18 protein-coding genes are annotated in these 19,485 nt (G+C 47.9%); 8 read left to right on the top strand and 10 right to left on the bottom strand.

What is annotated here, in order from left to right; all coding sequences use genetic code 11:
• Positions 1–6: 6 nt before the first annotated feature.
• From BLU03_RS07180 to exaC, 4 genes are all read right to left on the bottom strand, one after another.
• A complete protein-coding gene (locus BLU03_RS07180; RefSeq protein ID WP_093106740.1) occupies positions 7–627 on the bottom strand; it encodes a response regulator in 621 nt (206 codons plus the stop codon).
• Entirely contained in the window at positions 605–1,939 is a 1,335-nt protein-coding gene (locus tag BLU03_RS07175) for a sensor histidine kinase (RefSeq protein WP_093106738.1), read from the bottom strand. Before BLU03_RS07175 ends, BLU03_RS07180 begins: the two co-directional genes overlap by 23 nt.
• A gap of 168 nt (positions 1,940–2,107) precedes the next feature.
• Positions 2,108–2,473 (bottom strand): DUF779 domain-containing protein, encoded by a 366-nt coding sequence (locus tag BLU03_RS07170; protein WP_008589257.1) that lies wholly within the window; start codon positions 2,471–2,473, stop codon positions 2,108–2,110.
• A gap of 218 nt (positions 2,474–2,691) precedes the next feature.
• Complete coding sequence (exaC, locus tag BLU03_RS07165; protein ID WP_008589261.1) at positions 2,692–4,212, bottom strand: acetaldehyde dehydrogenase ExaC; 1,521 nt, start codon at positions 4,210–4,212, stop codon at positions 2,692–2,694.
• A gap of 140 nt (positions 4,213–4,352) precedes the next feature.
• Between exaC and BLU03_RS07160 the strand changes: the two genes are divergently transcribed.
• A complete protein-coding gene (locus BLU03_RS07160; protein ID WP_093106735.1) occupies positions 4,353–5,216 on the top strand; it encodes a 5'-3' exonuclease in 864 nt (287 codons plus the stop codon).
• Positions 5,217–5,324: 108 nt separating this feature from the next.
• On the opposite strand, the gene BLU03_RS07155 is transcribed toward BLU03_RS07160, so the two are convergent.
• Positions 5,325–5,960 carry an SDR family oxidoreductase gene (locus BLU03_RS07155; RefSeq protein WP_008589297.1) on the bottom strand — a complete coding sequence of 212 codons (636 nt, stop codon included), beginning with the start codon at positions 5,958–5,960 and terminating at the stop codon, positions 5,325–5,327.
• 66 nt (positions 5,961–6,026) lie between these two features.
• On the bottom strand, positions 6,027–6,959 hold the full coding sequence (locus tag BLU03_RS07150; RefSeq protein ID WP_008589300.1) for a PD-(D/E)XK nuclease family protein: 933 nt from the start codon (positions 6,957–6,959) through the stop codon (positions 6,027–6,029).
• Positions 6,960–7,013: 54 nt separating this feature from the next.
• Between BLU03_RS07150 and thiD the strand changes: the two genes are divergently transcribed.
• Complete coding sequence (thiD, locus tag BLU03_RS07145; RefSeq protein ID WP_093106732.1) at positions 7,014–7,820, top strand: bifunctional hydroxymethylpyrimidine kinase/phosphomethylpyrimidine kinase; 807 nt, start codon at positions 7,014–7,016, stop codon at positions 7,818–7,820.
• 83 nt (positions 7,821–7,903) lie between these two features.
• Here the strand turns inward: thiD and trhO are convergent, their stop codons facing one another.
• Together trhO and BLU03_RS07135 are read right to left on the bottom strand one after the other, a co-directional pair.
• Positions 7,904–8,863, bottom strand: a complete 960-nt coding sequence (gene trhO, locus BLU03_RS07140) for an oxygen-dependent tRNA uridine(34) hydroxylase TrhO (protein ID WP_008589305.1) — start codon at positions 8,861–8,863, stop codon at positions 7,904–7,906.
• Between the two features lie 118 nt (positions 8,864–8,981).
• A complete protein-coding gene (locus BLU03_RS07135; protein WP_008589307.1) occupies positions 8,982–9,533 on the bottom strand; it encodes a cysteine hydrolase family protein in 552 nt (183 codons plus the stop codon).
• A gap of 184 nt (positions 9,534–9,717) precedes the next feature.
• On the opposite strand from BLU03_RS07135, the gene treP reads away from it, so the two are divergent.
• The 5 genes from treP to BLU03_RS07110 all read left to right on the top strand — a co-directional run bounded on the left by treP (position 9,718) and on the right by BLU03_RS07110 (position 16,293).
• Positions 9,718–11,127 carry a PTS system trehalose-specific EIIBC component gene (gene treP / locus BLU03_RS07130; RefSeq protein ID WP_093106730.1) on the top strand — a complete coding sequence of 470 codons (1,410 nt, stop codon included), beginning with the start codon at positions 9,718–9,720 and terminating at the stop codon, positions 11,125–11,127.
• A gap of 76 nt (positions 11,128–11,203) precedes the next feature.
• Positions 11,204–12,871, top strand: a complete 1,668-nt coding sequence (treC, locus tag BLU03_RS07125) for an alpha,alpha-phosphotrehalase (protein WP_093106727.1) — start codon at positions 11,204–11,206, stop codon at positions 12,869–12,871.
• Positions 12,872–12,894: 23 nt separating this feature from the next.
• Positions 12,895–13,608, top strand: coding sequence for a trehalose operon repressor (gene treR, locus BLU03_RS07120; protein ID WP_008589314.1), 714 nt, complete (start codon positions 12,895–12,897; stop codon positions 13,606–13,608).
• A gap of 69 nt (positions 13,609–13,677) precedes the next feature.
• A complete protein-coding gene (locus tag BLU03_RS07115) occupies positions 13,678–14,193 on the top strand; it encodes a DUF6933 domain-containing protein (RefSeq protein WP_008589316.1) in 516 nt (171 codons plus the stop codon).
• Positions 14,194–14,343: 150 nt separating this feature from the next.
• On the top strand, positions 14,344–16,293 hold the full coding sequence (locus BLU03_RS07110) for an aconitate hydratase (protein WP_093106724.1): 1,950 nt from the start codon (positions 14,344–14,346) through the stop codon (positions 16,291–16,293).
• Between the two features lie 48 nt (positions 16,294–16,341).
• Here the strand turns inward: BLU03_RS07110 and BLU03_RS07105 are convergent, their stop codons facing one another.
• Positions 16,342–17,190 (bottom strand): GAF domain-containing protein, encoded by an 849-nt coding sequence (locus BLU03_RS07105; protein ID WP_093106721.1) that lies wholly within the window; start codon positions 17,188–17,190, stop codon positions 16,342–16,344.
• Between the two features lie 602 nt (positions 17,191–17,792).
• Positions 17,793–18,746, bottom strand: coding sequence for a ring-cleaving dioxygenase (locus BLU03_RS07095; protein WP_076571505.1), 954 nt, complete (start codon positions 18,744–18,746; stop codon positions 17,793–17,795).
• A gap of 127 nt (positions 18,747–18,873) precedes the next feature.
• Between BLU03_RS07095 and BLU03_RS07090 the strand changes: the two genes are divergently transcribed.
• Positions 18,874–19,485 (top strand): trimeric intracellular cation channel family protein, encoded by a 612-nt coding sequence (locus BLU03_RS07090; RefSeq protein ID WP_076571507.1) that lies wholly within the window; start codon positions 18,874–18,876, stop codon positions 19,483–19,485.

Below are 19,485 nucleotides of genomic sequence, written 5' to 3'. Positions count from 1 at the left end.
CACCGGCTATTTTGTATACCATTTATACAGTTTCTTCGGCCTTCCTATCTTCTGGTGGCTGATCACCTGTTTTACCTGCCCTTCCTCAAGCAGGTGCATCAGGTATCGATAGACGGTAGGGTAGGCAAGACCGATTTCTTTGGAAACGACATCGACGGACGCAGGTTCTTCTTCTTTTTTCAGGTGCTCCGCAATAATACTTAAAGTATTTTTGCTGATCCCTTTGGCGGAGTAGATTTCTTCACTTTCTTCGTGCACGGAACGCATATTTGCAAGCTTTACGTGCAGCTGGATACGGGAAATCAAATCCGGAGCTTTGACCGGTTTTAAGGCGAAATCCGTCGCGCCTTCTTCGAGAAAGCGATCCGCAATTTCCTGGCGCTCATCCACCGTAAGGACAAGGATGGGTACCTGCTGATTCTGTTTTCTTATTTCTTTGACCGTCTGCAGCCCGTCCATCTCCGGCATATGATAGTCGACCAGAATAATGTCGAATTTCTCCCGCTGAAATAATTCGACTCCCTCGCGACCGTTCACGGCCGTATTTGATTGCCATCCCGCATGGTTACAGAATTCCGTCAGCATATAACGCAAGGATTCGTCATTATCGATGATCAGTATGTTCATAGCGTGTCCTCTCCTTCGGAAAATGTATCCAGAATGTTGTGCCGATCCCCGGTTCGCTTTCGATATCGAGGGAGGCACCGTGTTCTTCAATTACGTTTTTGACGAATGATAAACCGAGCCCCGGGTGCTCTTTCGTACTGAATCCGGCGTTCCAGATTTTTTGGAGGTCCCGATTTTTGATGCCGGGCCCGTTGTCTTCGATACCGATCCATATGCCCGCATGGACTTCCGAACGGATGACGACCTGGGCGTTTTTCTGACCTTCGACAGCGTCTCCGGCGTTATCAATCAGGTTGACGATTGCCCTTGTCATCCGGATTTTGTTAATGTAGATCTCTATATCACTCGGAGCCTGGAGTTCGAACTGGTAAATGGTAGAGGATTCGGACAATTTGTTTTGCCTCACGTATTCGATCAGCGTGTGCAGAGAGCACCAGTTCTTCTTTTCATCATATAGTATTTCAGAGACCATGTCGCTCGTAGCCTCTATAGAATCGGATATTTTTCCGGTATATGTCTGGATATCCGGATCGTCCGTTTTCATCTGGATAAGAGAATTCAGCCCCTCCATCAGAGAGAGTGGTGTTTTCAGGTCGTGGACGAGATGAAGGGCTTCCCGGCCGCTTCTTGCTTCCACCATTTCGAGCCGCGCCGACTCCAGATCTTTGCGCATTTTCCACTTCTGTTCGACCACTGTTAAATAGACGGCAAACACGAGGGCATGGACGATGAAGACAGCTGAAAATAAAAGGCTGTAGATAGATAGAGTGTTTTCAAAACCGATAGCGGACGATGTACTTTTAACCAGTACGGAAACTTCTCCGCCGCCGAACCCGAAGGAAGTGAGAGCAGGGACGATATCCAGCCACTGGTAACCGAACAGAAGCTGGGAGAAAACGAAAGACATAAACAGCGGACGCATATTTTGTCTGCCGAACAGCTGAAGGAATAAAATGGATAGTAACAGAAGAATGGCAGGTCCCCCGAAATGATAGTTCATGGAATAATAAGAGTTGATAAGCAGATATACTGCAGGAATAATCACGACCGGAACGGCGATTTTCAGTATGGGACGGTTATATTTTCTTCCAAGAGCATCCCCGAGGAGCAGAGCCCCGAGATAGTGGGGAAGAGCTCTCAATGTATTCAGAAAAACGAGAATAAGTGCGGTAAGCATTAAAGTACTGCCGTCGGGGTTGTTTTTGAGTTTTTCAATCATATGATGCAGCCCGACATGTTCAATGTCGAATAGAAGTGGAAAGAAGACTCCGAAAATGATCAGCAGTATCGGTATCCAGAAGCGTTTTCTCACAGATCCCTTCCCCCCTTATGATGTATATAGCCGGTTTCCTGCATGAATCTTTTCTCTTTATTATAACCGTGATGATCGGGAGGTGCCATATGAAGAATGAAGTGCCGGTTCAAAAACCATAAAAAGCAGCCGGGAGCGCTGCTCCGGCTGCTTTTGAAAAACAGGCAGTTATACTTTCCGTTTGTTCAGTTCATCATTCTCTTCCTTCGTGAAAGCACGCGAGCGAGTCAGGAACCGTTTCCCTTCTACACCTTCAAGAGAAAACATACCTCCGCGTCCATCCACGACATCAATGATCAGCTGGGTGTGCTTCCAGTACTCAAATTGTTTCTTGTGAATATAAAAGGGGACTCCGGCGATTTCACCGAGTTTTATATCCTGAGCCCCGACCATAAGATCACCTTCCGGGTAACACATCGGTGAACTGCCGTCGCAGCAGCCGCCGGACTGGTGGAACATCAGGGCTCCATGTTTTTCCTTCAGGGTGTCGATAAGTGCAAGAGCGTCTTCTGTTGCCGTAACTCGTTCAGCCATAAGGCTCATCCTTTCTGGTGTAGGTAATTCTTGTCCAGATGGCGGGGTTTCCTGCTTACGACAGTGCTTCTAACCGGAAGTTTCCGCTTTTGTTCATCCAGCTCCAACTTCCAAAAGCTCATGCCGCAAGCAGTACCCTTATTTTCGGGGGAGGGCACCCGAAAAGTAAGCCTCCTGCTTACGACAGTGCTTCTAACCGGAAGTTTCCGCTTTTGTTCTTAAAAGAATCCAAGTTTTTGCGGGCTGTAGCTGACGAGCATGTTTTTCGTCTGCTGATAGTGGCCGAGCATCATTTTGTGGTTTTCGCGGCCGATACCGGACATCTTGTAACCGCCAAAGGCAGCGTGAGCAGGGTAGGCATGGTAGCAGTTCGTCCATACGCGTCCCGCCTGGATGCCGCGTCCGAAGCGGTAGGCCGTATTCACGTTGCGGGTCCAGATACCGGCGCCGAGACCGTACAGGGTATCATTGGCAATTTCCATGGCTTCATCTTCATCCTTGAACGTAGTGACGGACAGGACAGGGCCGAAAATCTCCTCCTGGAATATACGCATATCGTTTGTCCCTTTGAATATCGTCGGTTTCACGTAGTAGCCGTCGGAAAATTCCCCGTCCATTTTATTCTGTTCTCCTCCGACCAGCAGTTCGGCACCTTCATCTTTACCTATTTCAAGATACGAAAGTATTTTTTCCAGTTGTTCGGAAGAAGCTTGCGCTCCCATAGCTGTGTTCGGATCAAGCGGATTACCTGTCTTGATTTCTTTCACCCGTTTAATGGCTCTCTCCATAAATTCATCGTAAATGGATTCATGCACAAGGGCACGTGACGGACATGTACATACTTCACCCTGGTTCAGCGCGAACATGACGAGACCTTCCACCGCTTTGTCGAGAAAATCATCGTCTTCCTGCATAATATCCGGGAAGAATACGTTCGGGGACTTTCCACCAAGTTCCAGTGTTACCGGAATGATATTCTGGGAAGCGTACTGCATAATCATCCGGCCGGTCGTCGTTTCGCCGGTGAAAGCAATCTTCTGAATATCAGGATGCTGGGCAAGAGGTTTCCCGGTCTCGAGACCGAACCCGTTAACGATATTCAATACTCCGGCAGGAAGCAGATCTTCAATCATTTCCATCAGAAAAAGGATGGAGGCAGGAGTCTGTTCCGCCGGCTTCAGTACTACGCAGTTGCCGGTGGCGAGGGCAGGAGCCAGTTTCCAGGTCGCCATGAGGATAGGGAAGTTCCATGGAATGATCTGACCGACGACACCCAGAGGCTCATTGAAATGATAGGCTACCGTGTCTTCATCAATCTGGCCGATGGAGCCTTCCTGAGCACGAATTGCGCCTGCAAAATAGCGGAAGTGGTCGATGGCAAGTGGTATATCTGCGTTGAGGGTTTCGCGGACCGCTTTTCCGTTGTCCCAGGTTTCTGCGACAGCGAGAAGTTCAAGGTTCTCCTCCATGCGATCGGCAATTTTATTTAATATATTGGCTCTTTCCGCAACGGAAGTGGAGCCCCAGGCTTTTTGAGCTTTATGTCCTGCTTCAATGGCTTTATTTATATCTTCTTCTGTAGAGCGGGGGATTCTGGTGAAGTTTTTGCCGGTTACCGGAGTTACGTTGTCGAAGTATTGCCCTTTTTCGGGCGGCGTCCATTCCCCTCCGATGTAGTTCTCATACTGTTCTTTGAATTGAACCGGGGACCCTTCTGTGTTTGGGTTTTGATATACCATTTAATCAATCCTCCTGTGCTTTATTGAAAACGCTTACAGATAAAATTTAGCACGAAGGTGGAATATTGTCAATTATCTGACGGATATATAGCGGACCCTGTTTCTGGTATAATGACCGGAGATAGGAAAGGAGTGGGAAGATGTCTAAAAGAGTGATGCTCGTGGACGGGATGGCGCTGCTGTTCCGGGCCTTCTATGCTACAGCTGTGAGCAATTATTATATGATCAATTCGAAAGGTGTACCGACAAACGCCGTGTACGGAATGGTGAAGCATCTGTTTTCGGCGGTGAGGGAATATGAACCGACTCACGTCGTCGCCTGCTGGGATATGGGCAGCAAAACATTCAGAAACGATATGCTCGAGAGCTACAAAGCAAACAGGAGCGCACCTCCGGAAGAGATGGTCCCACAGTTCGATCTGGCAAAAGAAGTGATGGAAGCTCTACATATACCGAACGTCGGCTTGGCAGGGTATGAAGCGGACGACTGTATAGGGACATTAAGTCATCATTACCGGGAAGAAGCCGAAGTGCTGATTCTGACTGGTGATCAGGATATGCTGCAGCTGCTTGAACCGAATGTTTCTGTAGTATTACTGAAAAAAGGGTACGGTAACTATGCCGAGTATACGGAAGAAAGGCTGAAAGAGGAAAAAGGGATCACCCCGAAACAGCTCATTGATCTGAAGGCTTTCATGGGAGACAGCAGCGACAACTACGCCGGAGTGAAAGGGATAGGGGAGAAGACCGCTCTGAAGCTGTTGCATCAGTACGGTACGATTGAAGGGATACTTGAAAACATAAGCGCTCTTACAAAAGCACAGCGAAGTAAAATCGAGACGGACCTCGATATGCTGCATCTTTCGAGGGGTTTAGCCGCAATCCGTTGCAACGTCGAAATTGATTTTCCACTGGAGGAAGCTCTCCTTCAGGTGGATGAAGAGAAAATGGCATGGAAATTCAATGAACTCGAATTTAAAAACTGGAGAAAAAACCTGATATGACGGTAATATACGGAAGAAAATAAGTGTTATACATTAAAAAGTCTCCCCCCTGCAGATATCTGCAGGCGGGAGACTTTTCTCGTAATAGATACTTTTACATTCTCGATTTTATCTCAATGTTTTAAGAGCTTCTTCGATTTGAGTATCGCCGCTGATCACTTCGAAAGCCTTGTGGAAAGCGTTCGGTTCCTGAAGCGCCGCGATGATAGTTTTAGCTACGTCCGCACGAGGGATTTCACCAAAATCAACTGTGTCGCCCACTGTAATCTTGGAAGTGGAATCGCCGTCGGTCAGACCGCCTGGACGTACGATTGTGTAATCCAGTTCCGTACTTTGCAGATACTCATCCGCTTTACCTTTCGCTTCCATGTAATGGCGCATATCTTCACCTACACGGCTCGGGTCTCCTGCGGCAATAGAGCTCAGCATAACGAATTTGGTCATGCCGAATTCTTCCGTATGCTTAATCAGATTGATGGCGCCTTCCTGGTCGACTCTTACCGTCTCTTCAGGTCCTGTGCTTGAGCCGGAGCCTGCTGCAAATATGACAGCGTCCATGCCTTTTACACCGTGACCGACATCTTTCGTTACGTCAGCAAGAACCGGGATACCGCCGAGTGATTCGATTGTACCTTTCTGTTCTTCTTTACGAACCATGCCGTACGGTTCGTGTCCATCTTCTTTTAGATATTGTATGAGCAAACGTCCTGTTTTTCCGTTTGCACCAGCTACTAGTACTTTCATAAATTGATCAAAGCTCCCTTCGATTTGTTTGTCTACTTTATAATACATATCCTGTTCGCTGCCGTTTTAAACATAACCCTCCGGAAAACATAGTTCCTGAAAGTTGCAGGAGGCGCAAATACTCCTGTTTTGCTGCATAGGGAAAGAGGTGATGGGTTTCGGTATGTTTTTTCCCCTGTCTTCCATATATTCTTCCATTTCCCGGAGGCTGAGATTGAACATATCCTGCACGCGGACGATTTCTTCTTCGGTAAGCTTATGTTCTTCGGTGCTCCCGTCAAGAAGATATTCGTTCCGGATCGTAATCTCATCAAGGGACTCTACAGGAAAAGTATGCTTCACATACATGGCATAAAGGGCCAGCTGGTTACGGTCCTCTTCTGTCTGTTTCCCCGTCTTCCAGTCGACGATAACCCACTTGCCTGACTGATGATGGTAGTAAAGAAGGTCCATAACGACCCAGACTTTCACCCCGTCGATCAGTAAGTAGCGAAACTTCTCGGATTCCACAAAGTCCGTGTTTTCCGTATCGAGCATATCGCGAAAAGTGGGGCTGGAAAGAAAATTTTTAAGAACGGTGTCGAGGCGGTACTTGATTTTATCTATTTTTTCTTCCGGAATCGTGTTTCCGTAATATACCTCATGGAGCATGATGTAGCCTTTCGGCCGCCGCCACCAGCTATACTCCCGGTGATAGGAATCCCGGTAGGCGAGGTTGAGTTTCTGACGGATGTAGTTTTTCATCTTATCCTCCCCCGGCAGTTCACCGGTGGTGCGGTAATGGGCAACGGCTTTTTCAACTGTTTCGTGAACGATACTTCCGAAATACATTTCCAGGTTCGTTATTTTTTTGAGCCTGTATGCCTGATGCTGTAAACTGTCTATATTACTGATCCATCCATTATGGGAAGTGTAGTAATGATAAACGTATTTACGTGCGCAGGTCATAAGTGTATTGTGTCTGGCAATGGACCAGGATAACTCGGGATATTTAGCCATAGGCAACCTCCTGATTTACATTATAGTAGAAAACAGAAGAAAGGTGGAACGATAATGATACCAAGGGTGTTAAGCATTGCCGGCTCGGCCAGCCAGGGGAGTGCAGGTATTCAGGCGGACCTGAAAACGTTTGAAGAACACAACGTATATGGAATGAGTGCGGTCACGGCTCTCGTTGCCAACAATTCGGTGACGGATACAGGGGTGTTCACCCAGCCGGTCGAATCTGTGCAGGCTCAGGTTCACGCGTCGATGGAGCATGTGGGAGCCGACGCCCTGAAGACCGGTATGCTGTTTACAAAAGAGATTATTGAAGCGACGGCAGAACTCCTGAAAAGGTATAAACAGGTTCCGTACGTTCTGGATCCGGTCATGATCGGTAAGATGGGAACCCAGCTCCTGAAGGAGGAGGCGGTGGAAAGTTTGAAAGAAGAACTGATTCCGCTTGCTGCAGTGATCACTCCGAATTTACAGGAAGCAGGAAAGCTTCTCGGCAGAAGGGCTCCCGAAACGATTGAAGAGATGGAGAGGGACGTGAAGCAGCTGCACAGTTTCGGGGCGGACTACGTCCTTTTGAAAGGCGGAGGGTTGTCCGATTATCCGGCCGTCGACCTCCTGTTCGATGGAACGGAAGTGAAGGAATACCGTTCCGAGCGGATTGATACGATTCATACAAGCGGGGCCGGATGCACGTATTCGGCTTCCATTGCAGCTGGCCTTGCCAAAGGACTGCCGATGGATAGAGCCGTGGAGGAAGCGAAATATTTCGTTACGGAAGCTATTCGTCATGCGTTATCTTTCGGTGAAGGAATCGGCTCCACCTATCACGCAGCCGAGCGTATTTTTGGAAGGAAAAGATGAAAATACCTAAATAAAAACCCCTGCAGAAAGCCGGTCAGGCACATCTGCAGGGGTTTTGCTGATTATTGGAAGACTGAGAAGCTTTAAGCTTTCTGTCTCATTTTCTCCTGTTGCATACGCGTATATTTATCAATCTGCGTTCCGAGCTCGGGGCTCCAGCGGTTTTCCGGATGTTCTTTGCATTCAATCGTGCAGGCGGCATGGTATGTCTGTTCACAATCTTCGCAGCAGACGTACTGACGGTTGCAGCCCGGGTTAGAACAGTTGATCATACGGTCTTCTTTCTTGCCGCAGTGCTCGCATTCAGCTACGATCACTTCTTCTTTCTGGTTCACCGGAACGGTAACCCGTTCATCAAATACGTACATTTTGCCATCGAACAGCTCACCCTGGACTTCCGGGTCTTTTCCGTACGTAGTAATTCCGCCTTCGAGCTGATAAACATCTTCTACTCCGTTTTTCTTCAGTATGCCGGTGAGTTTTTCACAACGGATACCGCCGGTACAATAAGTCAGCACCTTTTTGTCCTTCCATTCTTCGGCTTTCTCCGCTATCCACTCCGGAAACTCCCGGGAGAAGTTCACGTCGGGACGTATCGCGTTACGGAAATGGCCGATACGATATTCGTATTCATTACGTCCGTCAATGACGATGGTATCTTCGTCTTCAAGCATTTCACGGAACTCTTTCGGTTTCAGATGCTGCCCTCCGAACGTTTTCGGGTCGATGTCGTCTTCCTCGATATTCCAGTTGACGAGTTCCGGCTTCACACGGCAGTGCATTTTCTTGAAAGCGTGACCTTCATGTTCATCGATTTTAAAATGGATGTCAGCGAACCGTTCATCTGAACGCACATATTCCATGTATTCCTCTACCTGTTCGACCGTCCCCGATACTGTTCCGTTAATACCTTCCGGAGCTACAATAATACGACCCCGGAGACCAAGATCTTTACAGAAATGTAAGTGATTGGCACAGTATTCTTCGTAGTCTGGTAAATCAACGTATTTGTAATAGAGAAGAACCCGGTAATCTGAGCTCATGGTGATTCCTCCTGTTTTCTATTCTCTGACTGATAAAAATCATTAAGTCGTTATTATCCATCATTTATAATATGCGATTTCCACCTTAAATTCAAACAGAAAAACTTGTAAACGCTTCTCAGTAGACGGTAGCACCGAGACAGGAGGCGAAGTGCCCGAGCGCCCACTCATGTCCCTGCTGATTAAATGAAGCCACTGCGTTTCGATTGATGACCGTCGGGTAACTTAAATTGTAAGCATCCACAGCAGTATGAAGGATACAGATATCCGTACAGACACCGGTTATGTGAAGTTCCCGTATTCCTCTTTCTTTCAGAAGAAGATCGAGCGGGGTACCGGCGAAAGCGCTGTACCTCGTTTTATCCAGGTAGTGCACGAACGGTTCGTTCTTGTATTGTCCCGACGCTTTCTCCACTTCTCCGTATAAGTCGCGTCCCGAGGTACCGATGATATTGTGGGGCGGGAAAAGATCGGTCTCCGGGTGACGGGTGTCTTTTTCGTGATGAGCATCCGTCAGGAAGAATATATCTTCCCGGTTGTGCGCAAATTCGTGAATATGGCCGGCTATGTTTCCGTCTATCTCCTGTCCCGGTTCCCCGCAGGTGAGTGCCCCGTTTTCGTGAACGAAATCGTTGGTATAATCGATGACCAGTAAAGCTTTTTTCAACATTTCAACCATCCACCTTTACATGTGTATATACACATAGTAGCAGAAATTTCTGTTTTTTGAAATGTAAGGGTTGTCATTCCTGTATATACAAATTAAAATAATTAACACAAGTTGTATATACAAGACGCCAGAAAATGAAAGCGGTTGTAGTATATCAGTCAAGATATTTTAAGGAGGGAATGACGTGGACTATCGTAAAGAAGCAGAACAGATCCTCGAAGCTCTGGGCGGTAAAGAAAACGTGGAGGCGGCTACTCACTGCGTAACACGCTTACGGCTTGCACTGGGAGATGAGGGGATTGTAGATCAGAAAAGGCTGGATGAGCTCGATGTTGTAAAAGGATCGTTCTCTGCCAACAATCAGTTTCAGGTCGTTATCGGTCAGGGTACAGTGGACAAAGTCTACAACGAATTTATAGAACTTGCCGGAATCGGGGAAGCCTCGAAGGAAGAAGTCAAAGAACAGACAGAAGGCAAGATGAACCCCCTTCAACGCGGTGTGAAGACACTTGCGGACATATTCATTCCGATTCTGCCGGCTATCATCACGGCAGGGCTCCTGCTTGGTCTGAATAACCTGCTCACTGGACCGGGGATTTTCTTCGAGGAGCAGTCGATTATTGATGTTTATCCGCAGTGGTCCGGTTTCGCGAACATGATTATAGTCATCGCGAATACGGCATTCGTCTTCCTGCCGGCGCTCATAGGGTGGTCAGCTGCCAAGAAATTCGGAGGTACACCTCTTCTTGGTATGCTGATTGGTCTCGTTCTTGTTAACCCGGAACTGTTGAGTGCTTACGGTTACGGGGAGGCTGTCAAAGAAGGGACGGTTCCCGTCTGGAACCTGTTCGGATTCGAAGTCGATAAGATCGGTTATCAGGGTCAGGTACTTCCGGTACTTGTAGCTGCATGGGTTCTTACGAAAATAGAACTGTTCCTGCGCAAAAGAATTCCGGAAAGTATCCAGCTGCTTATCGTGGCCCCGGTCGCTCTTCTCGTAACAGGATTTCTTACGTTCATCTTTATCGGACCGGTCACTTTCGCTATCGGTAATGGAATCAGCGACGGTTTTATCGCACTCTTTGATATGGCAGCCTGGGCCGGTGGTCTTTTGTACGGCGGGCTTTACGGAGCACTCGTTATTACGGGTATGCACCATACGTTCCTGGCCGTCGATATTCAGCTCGTCGGCAGTACCGGGAGTACGTTCCTTTGGCCGATGCTTGCTCTGTCGAACATCGCTCAGGGGTCGGCGGCTTTCGCGATTTTCCTTGCTACGAAAGACGAGAAACTTAAAGGGTTGAGCGGTTCTTCCGGACTTTCCGCATGGCTCGGTATTACAGAACCGGCACTGTTCGGGGTCAACCTGCGCTTTAAGTATCCGTTCGTCATTTCCCTTATCTCTTCTGGAATAGCCGGACTTTATATAGCTTCAAGAGGCGTGCTGGCCACATCGATCGGTGTCGGCGGGGTGCCCGGTATTTTCTCGATCATGAACGAGTACTGGGGCGACTTTCTGATCGGCATGGCGATTGTCATCGTTCTTCCTCTTACGGCGACATATCTTTACGCCAAACGTAAACGCGACGTTTAATAACTCAGCCAGCCGTGTGGGTCCTGATACCTTCACGGCTTCCGGTTTATCGTAAACAAAAAAAGGAGGTATTTGTATGGAAACGGCACCATGGTGGCAGAAAGCGGTTGTTTATCAGATTTATCCAAAGAGTTTCAATGATACTACCGGCAATGGTACGGGTGATATTCAGGGAATCATTGAAAAACTCGACTATATCAGGGAACTCGGGGCGGATGTGATCTGGCTCACACCTGTCTATAAGTCTCCGCAGAATGACAACGGGTACGATATAAGTGATTATTTTGACATCCACGAAGAATACGGAACGATGGAAGACTTCGAACGTCTGCTGGAAGAAGCGCACCGGCGTGGTATCAAAGTGATCATGGATATAGTTGTTAACCATACGTCAACCGAACACAGGTGGTTCCGGGAGTCTCTGACATCGAAGGATAACCCTTATCGCGATTACTATATATGGAAGGATCCGGTGAACGGAGAGGAACCGACGAACTGGCAGTCGAAATTCGGGGGTAATGCGTGGAAATACGATGAGGATACAGGTCAGTATTATCTCCATCTTTTCGACGTAACGCAGGCGGATCTGAACTGGGAAAATGAAGACGTACGCCGGGACGTGTACGATATGATGAGACACTGGGCGGAGAAAGGCATCGACGGGTTCCGTCTTGATGTAATCAATCTCGTATCAAAAGACCAGCGTTTTCCGGACGACGATACGGGAGACGGGCGGAAGTTCTACACGGACGGGCCCCGGGTGCATGAATTCATGCATGAAATGAACCGAGAAGTATTTGCACCGCACGATCTGATGACCGTAGGGGAGATGTCCTCGACCACCATCGCCCACTGCATCAAGTACACCCGTCCGGAGCGTCAGGAACTGAGCATGACGTTCAATTTCCATCATTTGAAAGTCGACTATCCGAACGGTGAGAAGTGGACGAAGGCGCCTTTCGACCTTCAGGAGTTGAAACGTATATTGAGCGAGTGGCAGACAGGAATGCATGAAGGGGGAGGGTGGAACGCGCTCTTCTGGTGCAACCACGATCAGCCGCGCGTCGTCTCCCGCTTCGGGGATGACGGGGAGTACCGGGTCACTTCTGCGAAGATGCTGGCTGCTACTATGCATATGATGAAAGGCACCCCTTACATCTATCAGGGAGAAGAGATAGGAATGCCGAATCCGGGCTTCGAATCGATCGAAGAGTATCGGGACGTGGAATCCCTCAACAGTTATGAGATGATGAAGGAACAGGGGAAATCGGAAGAGGAGATCATCGGCATTCTTAAACAGAAATCACGGGATAACAGTCGTACACCGATGCAGTGGGACAGCGGGAAGAACGCCGGTTTTACGACAGGCACGCCATGGATCGGTGTCCCGGATAATTATAAATACATCAACGCTGAAAAGGAACTTCAGCAGGAAGATTCGGTTTTCCAATATTATCAGAAGCTGATCCGTCTGCGGAAAGAGTACGACATTATCACTCATGGGGACTATGAACTTCTGCTTGAAGAGGACCCTTCTCTTTTCGCTTATAAACGCGAAACGGAGAACGAACGTCTCGTTACCGTCAGTAACTTTTACGGCACAGAAACGAAGGCCGCGTTGCCGGAACGGGTGCAGGGAGAAGGGGTCGTGCTGATCTCGAACTATGACACACCTCCTTCCATGAGTACAAGTATCGATCTGAGACCTTATGAGTCCGTCGTTTATCATATTAAAAAATACTGATATACTGATGAATGGTGAAAAAAATGCAGAATAAATTTCTTACTATCTATAATGAACTTGTTCGTCAGATTCAGCGCGGGGAATATCACGCCGGGGAAATTCTTCCTTCGGAGCATGAGCTGAAGGAAGCGTATGCGACATCGAGAGAAACGATAAGAAAAGCGTTGAACCTGCTTGTGCAGAATGGTTATATCCACAAAGTCCGGGGGAAAGGTTCGGTCGTGCTTGATCACAGCAAGTTCGAATTCCCGGTCTCCGGCCTCACTAGCTTCAAGGAGCTCTCCGAACAGTTCGGCGGCGACATCGTCACGAACGTAGAGCAGCTCTTCCTTTCAGAGCCGGAAGAAGAACTGCAGCAGGCCCTCGGCTGTGACAGGGACGTGCGCGTCTGGAATATTATCCGCAGCAGGGAGATCAACGGCGAGCGCATTATTCTCGACAAGGATTACGTAAGGCAGGACTATGTGAAGGGTCTTACGAAACAGATTGCCGAAGAGTCGATCTATGAATTCATTGAAGAGGAGCTGGGTCTTGAAATCAGTTTCGCAAAAAAACAGATTGTAGTGGAGGATGCGACCGCTGAAGATGAAAGGTACCTGGACCTGTTGGAGCACGCCCAGGTAGTGGTAATCAGAAGTTACGTCTATCTCTCCGATGCCACTTTATTTCAGTATACGGAATCAAGACACAGGCCGGATAAGTTCCAGTTCGTCGATTTTGCGAGGCGGGTCAAATGAATTCTGCGGTTTTTCCGGACTGCAGGATTCATTTTTGCATGCTACACTGGAAGGGAAGAGGTGAGACACATGTTTACTATCGGCGTCACGGAAAAGATGGCGGAATCACTGCCTATGGAAAGAGAAGAATTTGATAAAAGAGATCTGCCCGAGATTTATCGCTGGCAGATGAACCGGTTCTCTGTGAGGGATAAAGAAGGCCTTCTCCTCATGAATGACCGCACGGCACTTACACTTGTACTGTTCGGGCTTGAGGCCGAACAGTATGAAAACATCGATAATGTGCTGCGCGGCTCATTAAAACAGCTTCTTCAGATGCTCGACATCAACGAAGAATACAAAAGAGATCTGCTTGATAACTCCAAAAAGATTATACTTACGAAAACAGACAATCGACGCACGCTCGGCAGAATGAAAGAGTCGCTGAAGTTGCTCGAAGGCTTTACGGAAGAAAGAGAATTCGAGGAAATAGACGCCGTCGAAGTAAATCGCTGGATGAATGAAAACATGGTGTTTTCGACTCTTGCAAACATCACCCCGATCAAGGAATTGAACGATTACTATGAAAACAATCATGGCCAGTAAATGATTGTTTTTCTGTTTCCTCACTGCCCTGACAAAGCAGGCATTAGTCACTTTTTCATAACTGAATGAATAAATTTGCCATAATTCGGGTAAAGGTACAGGAGGAACGGTAAACATAGAAGACTTAATTGTGATAAGGAGGGTTTTTGCGTGAGTTATAACGTCACACAAAAATTAATCAAAGATCATTTAGTTGAAGGGGAAATGACACCGGGGGCCGAGGTCGCCCTCAAAATCGACCAGACACTTACACAGGATGCCACAGGAACGATGGTTATGCTGGAGCTCGAAGCGATGGATATCGACCGGGCTAAAACGGAAGCTTCCGCCCAGTACGTGGACCACAACCTGATCCAGGAAGACAGTAAGAACCCGGATGACCACTTATTTCTGGAAAGTGCCGCAAAGAAATATGGACTTTACTACAGCCGTCCGGGTAACGGAGTAAGTCACCCGGTACACATGCAGCGTCTGGCCCGTCCCGGCAGAACGCTTCTCGGATCCGACAGCCACACATGTGCAAACGGATGTATGGGTATGCTCGCCATCGGCGCCGGCGGTATTGACGTAGCCATGGCCATCGCCGGTGAACCGTTCCACGTTAAGATGCCGAAAGTGTGGGGCGTCAAAGTGACGGGAGAGCTTCCTGACTGGGTAAGCGCGAAAGACGCGGTTCTCGAAATGCTTCGTCGCCATGGGGTAAAAGGCGGAGTGAACCACGTATTCGAATATTACGGTCCCGGTCTTAAAAACTTGTCAGCTATGGACAGACACGTAATCGCCAACATGGGTGCAGAACTTGGTGCCACCGGTACTGTCTTCCCGTCCGATGAAGAAACGAAGCGCTATATGACAGAAGAAGGCCGCGAAGACGAATGGATTGAACTGAAAGCGGACGAAGGTGCGGAATACGACCGCCACGAAGAGCTCAATCTTTCTGAACTTGAGCCGATGATTGCGAAACCTACAAGCCCCGGTAACGTAGTTCCGGTCAGTGAAGTTGAAGGCGAACCGATCTATCAGTCTTACATCGGTTCTTCCGCAAACCCGGGCTATCGTGATTTCGCCATTGCTTCGAAAATCGTGGAGGGGCGTCACATTGCCGAAGGACTGTCACTCGACCTGAACCCGACGTCCCGTCAGATGCTTATTGACTTGTCGCAGCACGGTCATATCGCGAACTTCCTTCAGGCCGGTGCACGTCTTCACCAGGCCGGGTGTAACGGTTGTATCGGTATGGGTCAGGCCCCTGCGACAGGACGCAACAGTCTCCGTACGACTCCAAGAAACTTCCCGGGACGCTCCGGCACGAAAGAAGACAGTGTTTTCCTCTCCAGTCCGGAAACGGCAGCGGTTTCTGCACTTTTCGGTAAAATAACCGACCCGAGAAATGCAGGGTTCGATTATCCGAAAGTCGATATGCCGGAAGAGCCGACCGTCGATACCCGTCTGCTGGAACGCCCGGTGTCGGAAGAAGAATCGAAAGAGTACGAACTGGTGAAAGGACCGAACATCGCTTCCATTCCGAAGATGGATGAGCTTCCGAATGATATGGAGCTTCCTGTCCTTCTTAAGATGGGTGATGACATTTCGACGGATGAAATACTTGCAGGGGGAGCGCGTGTTCTTCCATACCGCAGTAACCTTCCGGAAATCAGTAAATTCACGTTTGAAATAGTGGATGAGACATATTATGACAGAGCTATGGAATCCCGTGACGACGGTGGTCATGCCGTAATCGGCGGAACCAACTACGGACAGGGGTCCAGCCGTGAGCACGCTGCTCTTGCTCCGCGCTTCCTCGGTATGAAAGTGGCGATCGTTAAGGACTTTGCACGTATTCATTGGCAGAACCTTGCGAACTTCGGTATTCTCCCGCTTACTTTTGTGAATGAAAGCGATTGGGACGAAATAAGTCAGGGCGATACTCTCGTATTCACGGGTCTTCGTGACAAAGTACGTGAAGGTAACGAACTGGAAGTTGAAATAAAAGGCAAGGATAAGAAGATAAAAGTAGAGCACGCTCTATCCGAGCGTCAAATCGAAATTATGGAAACTGGTGGACTGATCAACTGGGTGAAAGACCGTCTGAACCAGTAAATTTCAAATAAAGCCATAAAGAAAACCGCCGGGGGCTCCGGCGGTTTTTTATGATTCAATAAGGCTGAACCCTATATACTCAAGGGCTTCTTCTATATTGGAAACTGTTTTAATCCCCAGATTCCGTAAAGCTATCGTGCCTGCCTCCTGCATGGCGATGGCCGGGGTGACACCCGTCAGAATCGGTTCCACTCCCATCACCTTGAGAGCCTGGAGAATTTCCACTACGACATAAGGAAATTCATTATCAATGATGACAAGTCCCGACAGCTCTATTACAAAAAAGTCGATATCGTTCTGAGAAACGTAGCGGAGGACTTCTGCGGTCAGTTTGTCTGCCCGTTGTTCATCCACGATACCCTGCAGCGTCAGAACCGATACTCCTTTTGTTATAGGAAGGATGGGAACGTTGAGCAGGGACATATTGAACTGGGTATGATCAAGTTCAATCAAGTAGGACAGAACGTTTGCGATAGACTGCAAAAACTGAACGTCTTCTTCCGAGAAATTTTTCTCCTCCTGGTCGAGAACGCAGAGAGTGCCGAATACCTCGCCTTTCTGATCGCGGAGCGTTACCCCGAGGAAGCCTTTCATTTTCAGGTCTTTTGCTATTTCAAGTTCTCTCGTGAGTTCATCCTTTTCCAGATTCGAAGAATTCAGCGTATTACCTTCACCGGAAATAACCACACGGCAAACGGCACCGCTGTAGGTGACCTCCAGACCTTCAGGTACGAGTTCCTCTTTATTGTTTATGGAGCTCAGCACTGTCATAGCAGTATCGCCACGTTTAGCTACATAAGCAGTCTGGACGTTAAGGTGAGCTGTAACGAGTTCAAAGATTTTTTCGGACGCTTTTTTCAGTGACTGAAACGTTTCCGGAGCTTTCAGATTATCCATAATGAGTATAGATTCCTTCCTTCTTTAAATTGTCAGTATCTCTATTTTAGTCTTTTTCCACAGTATTAATCAAATGTCTGACAACAGGGACGGGAAAGATAAGAGGTTTCTTCGTCCTCTCCTCAGTGGAATATCAGGAAGAACATGTATGTGGGGGTGAATCTCAAAGTATACAGAAAGTTGAATAACATTAAATATTAATAGGTGGGTACACTATGGAATCTTCAGTTAAAAAAATGGGGTCGTTTATAGTTTTATTAGGAATCGTGTTGTTTATTTTGAGTTTTCAAATAGAATCAAATCTTCTTTATACGCCTTATATTTCTCTGATTACAGGTTTTAGTATGCAGGTTTACTCAGCTATTAATACGAGAGAAGAAAATAGTATTCTATGCAGGGTAGGGTTGCATAAATTCGAAATGATCGGGTGGGATGATGAAATAAACTCGAGGTCGATATACAAATGCAAGAGATGTGGGGTAAAAAAGAAAGTATTCAGAAGTGTGTAAGTAACTTATATCTGATGGGAGTTTCTGCTGTAAAAAACAGCCCTCCTCCAGGTTACGGGCTTGCCCATAAAAGAGGAAGGCGAGGATGATTGATTAATTTTTGTGTTGGCGGATAGGTTTAAGGTTTTCCTCTATTTCTTCGCGACGGTTCTCGAGAAAAGGCGGAAGGGAGAGGGCTTCTCCAAGAGAGTCCATAGGTTCGTCCACGTCGAAGCCGGGACCGTCTGTAGCCAGTTCAATGAGAATATGGTTCGGTTCCCGAAAATAGAGGGATTGAAAGTAATGACGGTCTACAAGTCCGGAATTGATAAGTCCGGCATCCTGAACCCGCTCTACCCACTGTTCGAGTTCCTCCCTGTCTTTCACACGGAAAGCGGCATGGTGAACACTTCCCTGGCCGGGACGTTCTTTTGGAAGGGAAGCATCGGCGATGACGTGTATTTCCCCTCCTGTACCTCCTTTTCCTGCCTGGAAACGGTAGATGTTCGATTCATTGTCCAGCTGCTTGAAGCCGAGCGTCTCTGTCAGTACCTGAGCGGTAGGTTCAAGGTGAGGTACGGTAAAATAGACGGGGCCGAGGCCCTGGATAGCTTTTGATACGGGAATGTCGGACGTTTCCCATCTTACACCCGGGGCTACACCTTCGTTATTCTCGTCCGAAACCAGACCGAGACGCTGTCCTTCCGGGTCGCGGAAGAATAACATACGACGACTGAACCGTTCGGTTACCGGGTCGACTTCCACTCCTTCGGAAATAAGGCGTTCCTGCCAGAAGTCGATAGCTCCATCGTCCGGAACGCGGAGAGTGGTGGTGGAGATGCTATTTGTTCCCTCGTACGTGTTCCCGAGCATCGGTATTTCAAAGAAAGTGAAATCTGTTCCGGCGCTTCCTTCGGCGTCGGCATAAAACAGATGATACATCGAAGGGTCATCCTGGTTTACGGTTTTTTTGACGAGACGCATGCCGAGAACATTTGTGTAAAAATCATGATTTTCCTGGGCATATTTAGTTATAGCTGATACGTGGTGGATCCCTTTGATTTCCATGAGATCTCCTCCTTATCTCGAATTCAAGATAATTGTATAAGAAAAATGGAAAAATGTCAAAGGACCTCCTTTTCACATAAAAAGTGTGATATATTTCCAAACAGACACGAGAATTGGGGGCGCGATTATGGCCTGGGATATAATGAATATGATAGCGGTCATGGCTTTCGCTTTCAGCGGAGCCATCGTAGCCATGAGTGAACGATACGACTTTTTTGGTACGTATATGCTCGGTATCGCAACAGCGTTTGCCGGAGGGATTATACGAAATATTGCACTCGATGTCCCTGTAGTTCACGTATGGGAACAGGGGATATTCTTTTACGTGGCGGTAACGATTATCACCATCGCTTACTTCTTTCCGAAGAGCTGGGTCATGTTTATGGACAGGTGGAACGTATACACGGATGCGGTAGGTCTGTCCGCATTTGCTGTAGGGGGAGCAATGTTCGCATTGGAACAGGGCTTCCCCCTCGGAGGGGTCATGTTTGCTTCTTTATTGACCGGAGTAGGGGGAGGAATAACAAGGGACGTACTTGCTCAGCGCCGGCCTATGGTGTTACATCAGGAAATATATGCGGTGTGGGCGATGGGAGCAGGATTTGTTGCAGGTATGGGCTGGGTGGATCTGGATAGTGTCATACAGATGTACGGTTTATTTATAGTAATCCTCTGTCTGCGCCTGCTTTCCTTTCACATGGGCTGGCATCTGCGTTTCCGTGATTTTTACAGGATGTGA

Origin of the sequence: Salimicrobium album (assembly GCF_900107115.1) — a bacterium.
GTDB lineage: Bacteria > Bacillota > Bacilli > Bacillales > Halobacillaceae > Salimicrobium > Salimicrobium album.
This window is presented reverse-complemented; position numbering and strand designations above follow the sequence as displayed.